General features: G+C 48.5%; 13 protein-coding genes. 7 read left to right on the forward strand and 6 right to left on the reverse strand.

Annotated features, from left to right (window positions below):
* A partial coding sequence (locus tag RCH83_RS13840) for a M35 family metallo-endopeptidase (protein ID WP_306523092.1) occupies positions 1 to 1,035 on the forward strand: 1,035 nt, incomplete at its 5' end.
* A 128-nt stretch (positions 1,036 to 1,163) separates the two neighbouring features.
* Complete coding sequence (locus tag RCH83_RS13845) at positions 1,164 to 1,610, forward strand: hypothetical protein (RefSeq protein ID WP_306523094.1); 447 nt, start codon at positions 1,164 to 1,166, stop codon at positions 1,608 to 1,610.
* A 52-nt stretch (positions 1,611 to 1,662) separates the two neighbouring features.
* On the opposite strand, the gene msrA is transcribed toward RCH83_RS13845, so the two are convergent.
* From msrA to RCH83_RS13865, 4 genes are all read right to left on the reverse strand, one after another.
* Entirely contained in the window at positions 1,663 to 2,970 is a 1,308-nt protein-coding gene (gene msrA / locus RCH83_RS13850) for a peptide-methionine (S)-S-oxide reductase MsrA (protein ID WP_306523096.1), read from the reverse strand.
* Between the two features lie 131 nt (positions 2,971 to 3,101).
* Positions 3,102 to 3,521, reverse strand: a complete 420-nt coding sequence (locus RCH83_RS13855; RefSeq protein WP_306523098.1) for a DUF3429 family protein — start codon at positions 3,519 to 3,521, stop codon at positions 3,102 to 3,104.
* Between the two features lie 115 nt (positions 3,522 to 3,636).
* Complete coding sequence (gene ubiA, locus RCH83_RS13860; RefSeq protein ID WP_306523100.1) at positions 3,637 to 4,506, reverse strand: 4-hydroxybenzoate octaprenyltransferase; 870 nt, start codon at positions 4,504 to 4,506, stop codon at positions 3,637 to 3,639.
* The gene (locus RCH83_RS13865; RefSeq protein WP_306523102.1) at positions 4,503 to 5,042 is read right to left on the reverse strand and encodes a chorismate lyase; all 540 of its coding nucleotides are present in this window, start codon (positions 5,040 to 5,042) and stop codon (positions 4,503 to 4,505) included. The genes ubiA and RCH83_RS13865 overlap by 4 nt, the downstream gene beginning before the upstream one ends.
* Positions 5,043 to 5,327: 285 nt before the next feature.
* Here RCH83_RS13865 and RCH83_RS13870 point away from each other — a divergent pair, with 285 nt between their 5' ends.
* On the forward strand, positions 5,328 to 5,729 hold the full coding sequence (locus tag RCH83_RS13870; protein WP_306523104.1) for a flagellar basal body-associated protein FliL: 402 nt from the start codon (positions 5,328 to 5,330) through the stop codon (positions 5,727 to 5,729).
* A gap of 20 nt (positions 5,730 to 5,749) precedes the next feature.
* Here the strand turns inward: RCH83_RS13870 and RCH83_RS13875 are convergent, their stop codons facing one another.
* Both RCH83_RS13875 and glpE read right to left on the reverse strand, forming a co-directional pair.
* The gene (locus RCH83_RS13875; RefSeq protein ID WP_306523106.1) at positions 5,750 to 6,574 is read right to left on the reverse strand and encodes a rhomboid family intramembrane serine protease; all 825 of its coding nucleotides are present in this window, start codon (positions 6,572 to 6,574) and stop codon (positions 5,750 to 5,752) included.
* Positions 6,575 to 6,580: 6 nt separating this feature from the next.
* Positions 6,581 to 6,904: a thiosulfate sulfurtransferase GlpE gene (glpE, locus tag RCH83_RS13880; RefSeq protein ID WP_306523108.1), complete on the reverse strand. Its 324-nt coding sequence runs from the start codon at positions 6,902 to 6,904 to the stop codon at positions 6,581 to 6,583.
* A gap of 210 nt (positions 6,905 to 7,114) precedes the next feature.
* Between glpE and RCH83_RS13885 the strand changes: the two genes are divergently transcribed.
* From RCH83_RS13885 to RCH83_RS13900, 4 genes are all read left to right on the forward strand, one after another.
* Complete coding sequence (locus tag RCH83_RS13885) at positions 7,115 to 7,705, forward strand: LemA family protein (RefSeq protein ID WP_306523110.1); 591 nt, start codon at positions 7,115 to 7,117, stop codon at positions 7,703 to 7,705.
* A 5-nt stretch (positions 7,706 to 7,710) separates the two neighbouring features.
* Entirely contained in the window at positions 7,711 to 9,594 is a 1,884-nt protein-coding gene (locus RCH83_RS13890) for a M48 family metallopeptidase (RefSeq protein WP_306523112.1), read from the forward strand.
* Positions 9,595 to 9,699: 105 nt separating this feature from the next.
* Positions 9,700 to 10,164 (forward strand): hypothetical protein, encoded by a 465-nt coding sequence (locus tag RCH83_RS13895; RefSeq protein WP_306523114.1) that lies wholly within the window; start codon positions 9,700 to 9,702, stop codon positions 10,162 to 10,164.
* A 93-nt stretch (positions 10,165 to 10,257) separates the two neighbouring features.
* Positions 10,258 to 10,413 carry a DUF2256 domain-containing protein gene (locus tag RCH83_RS13900; RefSeq protein WP_306523116.1) on the forward strand — a complete coding sequence of 52 codons (156 nt, stop codon included), beginning with the start codon at positions 10,258 to 10,260 and terminating at the stop codon, positions 10,411 to 10,413.
* Positions 10,414 to 10,502: the final 89 nt, after the last annotated feature.

The raw sequence follows: 10,502 nt of genomic DNA on the forward strand, positions 1-10,502 counted from the left end.
TTTAGCACTCAGGCGCTGGCTGATGGCATTCGTGCCAGCCTGGCATTAAGCAAAACCAACTTTACCTCTGCCGAAGATGTGAAGGTTCAGGTTACCCTGACCAACGAAGAAGCAGTACCGGTACGGGTTTTAAAATGGTACACCCCAGCCGAAGGTGTCGAAGAAGCTTTGTTTAAAGTGTCAGTGAACGGTGTTGAAACCGAATATCTGGGCGCTCACTACAAAAGACCGGCAGCCCAACAAAAAGACTATATCCAGCTGAAAAGTGGCCAAAGTGTCAGTTATGAAGTGGAATTGTCTTCATTGTACGATTTAAGCAAAACCGGCCAGTACGAAATTAGCTACCATGCTGAATCTTATACCTTATTTACCAATAACCCGGGTCAGGACAAAAAACTGGCGCGCCTTGGTATCGACGGTATCAGCTCAGCACCTGTTAACTTTTATCTGGAAGCAAAACAAGGTGGCATAGTGACCACTGCCAAACCAGGTGATGGTGGTGGCACTACAGTGAACGGCGTGACTTTTACCGGCCGTTGCAGCAACACGCAACAAACCTCTATTCTGGCCGGTTTAGCTGCCGCCAAAACCATGTCGGCTGATGCCAAAGGTTACCTGACCAGCTACTCAAGCCCAAGCAGCTCAGTACGTTACAAAACCTGGTTTGGTAACTATGACGCCGGCCGCTGGAGCACAGTACGTGGTAACTTTAACAATATCGACAGCGCGTTAAATACCCAGCCATTAACCTTCGACTGCAGCTGCAAAAAGTCGTATTTTGCTTATGTGTACCCTACCCAGCCGTACAAAGTGTATTTGTGTAATGCCTTCTGGACAGCACCAACCAGCGGTACCGACTCTAAAGGCGGCACCATAGTGCATGAGCTGAGCCACTTTAACGTGGTCGCAGGCACTGACGATCTGGCTTATGGCCACAGTGCAGCCAAGTCGCTGGCCATCAGCAACCCGGCACAAGCTATTCAGAACGCGGATAGCCACGAATATTTTGCTGAAAACACTCCGGCGCAAAACTAAGCCACACCGCTTAGTTGTTGCACTGGTGCAATAACAAACAACGGGTTATGGTAGAACCAACTGCCATCACCCGTTTTTTTCAGATGCAAAAAATACTGTTTATTGTTTTGTTGCTGCAGGGAGTATTTATGTCAGCATCAGGCCAGGCGGCCACAACACTGCTGCAATGTGACGTCAGTACCACACATACACCCTGGCAACTCAAGGTTCAGTTCAGCAATCAGGGTCAACAAGCTGTGGTGATGCTGCGTTGGCACAGCCCACTGGATGCCTGGTTCAGTGAGTTTTTACACATCAGCCAACAAGGCCGGCAGTTGTTGTATCAGGGCGCCAAAGCCAAAAGAGGCGAACCTGCTGAAGAAGACTTATTGTTGTTATTGCCAGGTGAACAACACAGCGAACTACTTGATTTAACTCAGGCTTATCAGCTGGAAGCAGCTCAGGCGCTGGTACAGTTTTCACCTGTTGCCTTTATGCCTTATACAGCAGGCCAACCACTCAAGTGGCAAGCTGGGCAGCAGTTATGGTTACAATGCCCACAAATACAGCTGCCGGCGCCTGTGGTACCCGGCTGACAGCACTCAACGGGCACTGCTTAGCCTTTACCTTCAGTTACTTTTCCCGTTTTTATACTCCGCCAGCACGGGGGACAAACTCCAGCACTGTGGCATTAATACAATAACGGGCGCTGCCATCGGGGCCGTCGTAAAACAAATGGCCCAAATGAATACCAGAGCTTTTTGAACGGATTTCAATACGCTCCATACCATAGCTGTTGTCCGGTTTTTCTATCACCGCATCTTTTACAGTACGGCGAAATGACAACCAACCCGTGCCGGAATCAAAACGGTCGCGGGTATCAAACAGCGGCTGACCACTGAGTTTGTCAATAAAAACCCCGTCCGGGGTGTTTTTAAAAATTTCATATTGTTGGCAAAATCTGTTATCGGTACCTTTGTCAAAAGCCACTCTGAAAGCTTCTGAATCGCCCAATTTAAAATACCCCAACGCCTGATAAAACTCTTTGGCACTCATGGCACCCTGGCGGCCAAAAACTTCGATGCCGTTTTGTAAAAACAAAATAGTGGGGGTGGCAAAAGTTGGGGTTTTCAGCTGCAAACCTTTCAGCTGCTGTGCGCTGCGAAAATGCATTGGGATAGTACCCTGATAATCATTGGCTACTGCTTTTTTAAACTGTTCACAATAAGGGCAATCGGGCGCGTCTATCACCACAATCTGCTGGCCTTGTAACAACATACTGTTGTCTGGTTCAGGCTCTGCTGTTGTGTTTTCGGTCGAACTGGCAAAACGCACACCAGTTGAGTGATCCGGGCAATAACCGCCGGGGTTCTTCGCCAGATAATCCTGATGATAATCTTCCGCCGGGTAAAATTTGGTCAGGGCTTTAATCTCGGTGACTATGTCACCATAACCTGCAGCTTTGAGCAGCTGCTGATACTGATCCCGCACCATCACAGCTGTTTGTTGTTGTGTTTCTGAAGTAAAAAGCACTATTGAACGATATTGAGTACCAACATCATTGCCCTGCCGGTTTTTTTGCGTTGGGTCGTGTTGCTCAAAATAAAACTGCAAAATTTGTCTGCTGCTAATCAGCTTTGGGTTAAAAGTCACCTGCACAACTTCAGCAAAGTTATTTGGGTTAAACCGTTGTTTTTCCGCCGTAATGGCCCGGTAATTGGGTTGCACGCCGCGACCATCGGCATAACCGGACACTGCATCTATCACGCCAGGCAAAGCCTGATAACGTTTTTCTACTCCCCAAAAACAACCAGCACCCAACACTATGCTTTCCTGAGAAATAGTGGCCGCCATCGCTGTTTGTGGTTCGTTGTTTTGCGCCAGCACACTGTGGCTGAATAAAACGGCAAAACAACTGCCAATCCATAAGCTTGGCAACAGACCTTTTAATTTCATGGTTTTACCCTCTGCTGTTTTTGTGTGCTGTTTAACAAGACAGGCGATACCAGAAAAAACTTTCAGCCAGGCTTCACTCTATCGTTTATTGGCATTACCGACCCCAACCTTACCCAAATCAGGTATTTACACTATAAAGCCAACAGATTAAACAACAACAGCGCATGACAGAGCACCACCACCCCTGTCAGCCTGTTACGTAATTGCAGGTAAACCGGATGATACTGCTCATCCAGCCCAAACCAACGTTCGCCAACTCGCAACACCAAAAACAACAGCAGCTCCACCAGCAGCAAAAGGCTGTCGGGCAATAATCCGGCAGCAAAACTTATCACCGGCAAAGCCACTGCAAAAAGTGCCAGTGCTTTATGGGCGGCCTGTTGCGACCAGACCGGCCATAACACGCCGGCCATAAAACCCAAAATAATGGCACTGTAACGCTGAAACATGGCCAGGGCGTCAAATTCAGGGAAAAGCGGCCAATAACACAAAGCCGTTAATAACAAAAAAGGCAATAAACCGGCATAACCCAGGCCCTGTAACAACAACATGCTGACCTCAAAACGGCAGAAGGAATAAAAGTGATACGTAACACAACAGCAGTTGGATTGGCCTGCTGGCGCGCCCAAAGGCGCGTTGCATCAGCTCAAACAGCAAAGAAGGGAATTACACGAACATCTGACCGGCCACTATGCCAATAAAAATAACCAAGCCAACATAATGATTCTGTAAAAAAGCACGGAAACAACCTTCCCTCCCTGTTCTGGCCATACGGTGCTGCTGCATAAACAGCAATAACACCAGCAGCAAAGCCACACTAAAAGGCCAGCCTAAACCGGCCAGCGCACCGGCCCATTCCAGCAACGCCAGAGCCCCCAGCTGCAATAAAGCGATAACCCAGAGGTTGTATTTGCCAAACAATCTGGCAGTAGATTTGACGCCAATTTTTTCGTCATCGTCTTTATCCACCATGGCGTAAAAAGTGTCATAAGCCACTGTCCACAGCAGATTAGCGGCATAAAGTAGCCATACCAATAATGGCAGCTGACCCTGAATGGCCATAAAACTCATCACCATACCCCAGCTAAAAGCTGCGCCCAGCACCACCTGTGGCAAATGGGTAATGCGTTTCATAAAAGGATAACTGGCCGCCAGCAGCACAGCCACCAGTGACAAAGCCGCACTGCGCCAGTCGAGCAACAATAACAACAAAGCCGACAGCACCAATAACAACACGAACAGCTGCAGAGCTTCGGTGGGGCTCACTTCGCCTGTTGCCAGCGGGCGCTGTTTGGTGCGTTCAACAGCACCATCAAAATTACGGTCGGCATAATCGTTAATCACACAACCGGCGGCCCGCATCAGCACTACACCCAATGTAAACACCAGCAACATAGACCACTCAGGCATACCACCACTGGCCAGCCACAAAGCCCAATAAGTGGGCCATAACAACAAAAAAGTACCAATAGGTTTTTCCAGCCGCATCAGCCTGCTGTAGGACTGCCAGTTTGTCAGAGTTAATTGCAGTTTCATGGGTCCAGCCATCCGGTTAAAAATATTTCCTGCACCAGAAACTCATGCTGTTGCAGCGAAAAATAAGAACGTCGCCCCCAGAGTTCAGCCTGAGCTACATCCTGAGCCGCCGGCAGATCAAGCCCTTGTGGTAAACAGGCCACTTCAATCACACCACGGCTTAACTGTGGCTGGGTGAAGATATATTCACCCAAAGGTTGTTCACCCAGGGTTGCCAGAGGCTGTAAGGCATTCAGGGTGGTGGTTGGCAACCAGCTTTGCGCAAATACAGCAGCCTGACCATTCAGTGACATTAACACTTCCCGGCGCAGCCCATACTGGCATTGCCAGCGCTCAGCCAGTTGCGCCGGTAACTGCAGCTGCTGTTGTTGTAATAGCTGCAGCGCAAAACCCGGTTTGTAGGCTTTCAGCTGACGGGTCAGCGAACCTTGCCCCGACAACCAGGGCAGCCATAACGGCGGACAAGCTGCCATCTCCAGCAAACGCCAGCCGGCATAACCAAACAAATCTTCAGAAGTTACAGACATAAGTGACATATCAACTGCCAAAACTGGCCGCATCATAACAACTTCACAATGCTTTTTCAGCAAGGGGCTGAACCAGCGCTCAGACAAAACGTAAAAATAACAACCAGGGCTGGCAAAGACAAAAAGCTGTTGTAATAGTTAAAGCGGCTGTTGCAAATACCCTGACGGGCGCCTAAAGACAGAATCTGCGCTGACAAAATGGCAGGCGCAATTGTGGTTTGCTGATAGCCAGCCTTGGCGGGCTCAGGTACACTTGTCAGCCTTAAGAATCAAACTAATCTCAGTGTGGTTTAGATGAAAAACATATTTGCGCTGCTTTTATTATTAGTAAGCTCAGTTGTACTGGCGCAGGACAAGGCTCCGGCCAAACCTAAAGTGGTTTATTACGGTTTTGATCCGGATATTGTCACCAACTATGTCACCACAGGGCAAAAAAGCCTGGGTTATGTGCGCGTGACCATGGAGCTGATGATTAAAGATGAAAAGTTTCTGCCTATTGTTGAACACCACGAACCTTTAATTCTGAACGCCATAGTGGCCACCTTTGGCAAAGAGCCGGAAGATATGATCAAATCGCTGACTGGCCGCGAAGAAATAAGATTAAAAATATTGCGTAATCTCAATGAGTTATTAAAGAAAGAAACTGGTGCTGAAGTAGTGCAGGACGTGTTATTTACCAAATATCTTTATCAGTAAAACAACAGTAAAAACGCCGGTTAATGCCGGCGTTGTATCATGGCAAGCAGCATACCGCTGAGTAAGCCAAACAAATGGGCCCAGTTGGCGGTATTAACCCACAACATATCGGCAAAACCCAAGCCTAAAAACAGCAGCGCCATCATAATATCGGCGTGGCCAAGCCGAAGCGGTTGCGCGGCAAAACGCCAGCCATACACCCAGACAAAACCTATCACCGCATAAACCACACCAGACAAACCACCAAAGTTGCTGTCCTGCAGCACAAACTGCGCTGTATTGCTGATCAGGGCTGCCAGCAAACTAAGCCGCAGTAACACAAAACTGCCAAGCTGGCGTTCAATACGACCGGCAAACAACCACCAGGCTAACAAGTTAAATACCAGATGCGCCGCCGAAAAATGCAACAACGCCGGACTCAGCCAGCGCCAGCTGAACCAATGCTGCAGATAAGTTGTTGCATCAAAAAACTTCAGCCCCTGATACAAAGGCCCGGGCCAGATTTGCTGGGCAAAAAACACCAGCACACAACAAAACGCAATACTTTGGGTGACAAACCCCGACATCAGCCGCATACGCTGCCAGATGTCCGTCAGACCAAGGCTTTGTGACGCGCTCGATGGCTGATTGCGGTTCCAGGCCGCCTGACTGTATTTATCCAGTTCAGGGTTTTGCAGAAATAACACCAGTTCGTGTTGCACCAGCTCCAGACAGTCAGGGGCGCTGAACAACTCCGCTTGTTGTGGGTTTTGCACCACTACGCTGACATGCCAGCCACGGCTGACACAATAATCGGCAAAAGTCTGAGCGGCGCTGGCAGAATTCAGCTCAGCCAGTTTTAACATCCGGTATTATTCCTGACTGCTGGTAAAAGGATAATTGTGCCGCCAACCTTCAAAACCACCGTCCATGCTGTACACCTCATCAAAACCCTGTTGTGCCAGATATTGCGCCGCGCCCTGACTGGAATTGCCGTGATAACACACCACCACAACAGGGGTGTGGAAATCATGCAGCTGGGTAAACTGATGCAGACTGGTGTTGGTCAGGTGGTAAGCCCCTTCAATATGGGCAGCGCTGAAACTTTGTTCATCGCGGATATCGGCAATCACCACTTGTTTTTGCTGTAACTTTTCAAAGGTATCAGCAATAGAAATATGTTTAAAATCAGACATAACAACCTCGGAACCACAGATAAATCCGGCCACAACAGGCCACAACAACTTTGCGCCATAGTAGCCCAACAGCAGAAAAATAGCAGCCCGCGCCTGGTGCTTTTCCGGTCTTTCCTGTTGCTGCCGCCTTGCTATTAATTTAATGTTAACAGTGCTAGAGTAATTTTTTTATTACCGGCAATCATCCGGATCCACCTGTAGGGAGACATTATGAGCAGCCTTATTACGTTATTGGTCATTGGCTTATTGTTGTTGTACGTCATCAGCATTTTTAATCAGCTGGTTAAACTGAAAAACCGTTTTCAAAATGCCTTTGCTCAGATTGAAGTGCAACTGAAACGCCGTTATGACCTGATCCCTAATCTGGTGGAAACAGCCAAAGGGTATATGTCGCATGAACGCGAAACACTGGAAGCTGTGATTCAGGCGCGCAATGCCGCTTTTGCTGAATTAAAAGTGGCGGCCAATAATCCTGCTGATGCAGGCGCCATCAGTCATCTGGCCAGTGCCGAAGCCACACTACAAGGTGCCATGAGCAAATTTAATATGGTGATGGAAGCGTACCCGGATCTGAAAGCCAACGAAAATATGATGCAGTTGTCAGAAGAGCTCACTTCAACTGAAAACAAAGTGTCTTTTGCCCGTCAGGCCTTTAACGACGCCGTAACGGCCTACAACAGTTACAAACAAAGTTTTCCTCCTGTGTTATTGGCTGGTTTTTTTGGCCATCAACAAGATGCCAAATTGCTGGAATTTGCCGACACTGCTGCCATTCAGGCTGCTCCTAAGGTGAGTTTTTAACCCAAATGGCGGTCGATTTTTTTCAGGCGCAGGATCAAGCCAGACGCAACACCAGATTATTGGTGGTTTTATTCAGTCTGGCGGTGTTGTCCTTATTATTGCTGACTAATGTGCTGCTTTGTATCACCCTTGGTGTACTTGAGCCTGAACAAACCACGCTGTTATTTAATCCGCAACATCCGCAGTTTTGGTCTGCCTTGCCCTGGAAAGCCATGAGTATCAGCACTTTGCTGATGTTGTTGGTGATCACTGTGGTTATTCTGTCAAAACAGGCAGAACTGAATAAAGGTGGCCGGGTGGTCGCTGAAGCTTTGGGCGGAGAACGGCTGGATCCACAAATGGCCAGCCCACAACAAAAAGTGCTGCTCAATGTGGTGGCCGAAATGGCCATTGCCGCCGGCGTGCCAGTACCTCCTGTGTATCTGTTACCGGAAAACTCCATCAATGCTTTTGCTGCCGGTTATTCACCGGCTGACGCTGTCATTGGTATGACGCAAGGTTGTCTGGATTTACTCAGCCGCGATGAATTACAAGGCGTGGTGGCACACGAATTCAGCCATATTCTGAACGGTGATATGCGGATGAATATCCGGCTGATTGCCCTGTTGCATGGCATCTTATTTATTGGCCATGCCGGTTATTACCTGCTGCGAAGCGGTGGCCGTACTGGTGCTGTGTTTAGCGCTGGTCGCAGTAAAAACAATGGTGGTGGTTTACTTGGCCTGGCTTTGGGCTTAATGGTATTGGGTTATCTGGGTTCGTTTTTTGGCAACCTGATTAAAGCTGCCGTCAGCCGGCAACGTGAATTTCTGGCCGACGCCAGTGCAGTACAATTTACCCGTAACCCACAAGGTATTGCCGGAGCGCTGAAAGCCATTGGCGCTGCCAGTATGGGCAGCAGAGTACGCAACCCCAATGCCGATGAAATGAGTCATCTGTTTTTTGGTGAAGCCGTCAGCCGCTGGACCAGCCTCTTTGCCACTCATCCGCCTTTAACAGATCGTATTAAAAAAATTGAACCCTCCTGGCTGGGTCAGTTTCCGACGGCTGAGCAGTTAAAACAACGCAACCAGCGCCAGAGCACAACCAGCAGCACAACGACCACAAAGGCTGCGGCCAGTATGAATCCGGTTTTGCAGCAAATGCCACAGGCATCGGCTGTACTGACGGCTTTGCCCGCCTTGTTATTGCATAGCAGCCAGCATCCGCCTTCTGCACCGGCCTTATTATGTGCTTGTCTGGTACAACCGGCACAGCTGAGTAAACACTGGCACCTGATCAAAGAACTGGGTAGTGCAAGTTTATTGCAAGATGTGGATAAACTTTATGATCAGATTTTGTTATTACGGCCACTGCAAAAACTGCAATTGGTGCAATTAGCAGCCCCTAGCCTGAAGTTGTTGTCAGCATCGCAGTTCCGTCAATTGGAAGAACTGTGTCAGGCCATGATCAATACCGATGGTCAGCAGGACTTGCTGGAATCATGCCTGCTGGCCTTTTTACAGCACAGTGTCGGCACCCAGTTTGATGCCGATTTATTGCATAAAAAAGACCGGTTCAGCCGCCTGCATCAGATACAAACACCAGCACTGCAACTGCTGAGTCTCTGTGCGTTACAAAGTGCTGAACCTGCAGCTGCCTGGCAAGCAGGTTTAGCGGCTTTGACGCTGAGTGCAGAAACACCCCAACCCCAGGTCAACCCTGACAGCCTGCAACTGATATTGCCGGATTTAATTCACACTGCACCTATGCTGAAAAAACAACTGGCAGAAATGCTGGAAGCTGCGGTGATGGCAGATAAAAATGCCAATGAAAACGAGGCTTTACTGTTGCAACTTTTGACGATGTTGTTGGAAATACCCAAAGTACCTCAAGCCTTACCATTTTAACAAAGGCAACAACGCCGAAAAAAACGGCAGCTCAGGCTAATTTATCCTTTAGCTCTGGCTTTGCCTTAGGTAGAATATGCGCCCTTTAGTTTGCGGACCCAACCGATGTCAGATCAACGCCTGTTTTTAGTGTACGACGCTGCCTTTGACGATATGGACGCTGAAGGCTGCCCGGCATTTGGTTATGTGTTGTTATTTAACGAGCAGGATGTCGAAGAATATAACTCAGGTGAAAACCCACCATTCCCCGCCGTTTCTTTGTTGTTTACCGATCACGCCGATGGCAGCATCAGTGGTGATTTATTAGGTTGGGCGCAGCTGGACCACGAAGTGTTCCGCACCTTCCCTTTAGGTTACTTTTTTATGCTGATGGAGCAGGCGGCACAGGTGGCTATTAATGCGTATCGTCAGGTAGGTCAGGTACCAGACAAGCTGATTGCGCAGAATATGCCGGAAGACGATTTAATTCAGTTTGACGTGCAGTTTGGCGAGTTGCAGTTATCTGACAGTGAAGCCGAATTGCAACTGGCACAACAAATGATGTCAGGTCGTCCTTACCTCGATTCTTAAAGTTTCTCAGCCCGGCTTTTTCCTGCTGCCGGGCCGATCCAAGCCCCGCCTTGTTCGTATTCACCTGCATGTTTTTATTCAGAATCAATTCAGATGGCGCATCACAAACTGCATCTGCCGGAAAAAATTTGTATCTGTTGTCACAAATCTTTTAGCTGGCGCAAAAAATGGCAGCGTGACTGGGAACAGGTGAAATATTGTTCTGAGCGTTGCCGAAAAACGGGCCGCTGTACCGACCATAAAAAGTAACCTTGTGTTAACGTCGATGGCTCACCACTTTTATACAGGGACGCCTATTGATGAAAACCACCATTTTATTGTTGTCTGCGCTACTGACT

This window comes from Rheinheimera sp., assembly GCF_030824435.1.
Taxonomy (GTDB): domain Bacteria; phylum Pseudomonadota; class Gammaproteobacteria; order Enterobacterales; family Alteromonadaceae; genus Pararheinheimera.

What these genes read in the sequence shown, in the direction of transcription:
- RCH83_RS13845 (WP_306523094.1), top strand. Translation starts at nt 1,164, where the DNA reads ATGTCAGCATCAGGCCAGGCGGCCACAACACTGCTGCAATGTGACGTC.
- RCH83_RS13885 (WP_306523110.1), top strand. Translation starts at nt 7,115, where the DNA reads ATGAGCAGCCTTATTACGTTATTGGTCATTGGCTTATTGTTGTTGTAC.
- glpE (WP_306523108.1), bottom strand. Translation starts at nt 6,904, where the DNA reads ATGTCTGATTTTAAACATATTTCTATTGCTGATACCTTTGAAAAGTTA.
- RCH83_RS13870 (WP_306523104.1), top strand. Translation starts at nt 5,328, where the DNA reads ATGAAAAACATATTTGCGCTGCTTTTATTATTAGTAAGCTCAGTTGTA.
- RCH83_RS13900 (WP_306523116.1), top strand. Translation starts at nt 10,258, where the DNA reads ATGGCGCATCACAAACTGCATCTGCCGGAAAAAATTTGTATCTGTTGT.
- RCH83_RS13875 (WP_306523106.1), bottom strand. Translation starts at nt 6,574, where the DNA reads ATGTTAAAACTGGCTGAGCTGAATTCTGCCAGCGCCGCTCAGACTTTT.
- ubiA (WP_306523100.1), bottom strand. Translation starts at nt 4,506, where the DNA reads ATGAAACTGCAATTAACTCTGACAAACTGGCAGTCCTACAGCAGGCTG.
- msrA (WP_306523096.1), bottom strand. Translation starts at nt 2,970, where the DNA reads ATGAAATTAAAAGGTCTGTTGCCAAGCTTATGGATTGGCAGTTGTTTT.
- RCH83_RS13855 (WP_306523098.1), bottom strand. Translation starts at nt 3,521, where the DNA reads ATGTTGTTGTTACAGGGCCTGGGTTATGCCGGTTTATTGCCTTTTTTG.
- RCH83_RS13895 (WP_306523114.1), top strand. Translation starts at nt 9,700, where the DNA reads ATGTCAGATCAACGCCTGTTTTTAGTGTACGACGCTGCCTTTGACGAT.
- RCH83_RS13865 (WP_306523102.1), bottom strand. Translation starts at nt 5,042, where the DNA reads ATGTCACTTATGTCTGTAACTTCTGAAGATTTGTTTGGTTATGCCGGC.
- RCH83_RS13890 (WP_306523112.1), top strand. Translation starts at nt 7,711, where the DNA reads ATGGCGGTCGATTTTTTTCAGGCGCAGGATCAAGCCAGACGCAACACC.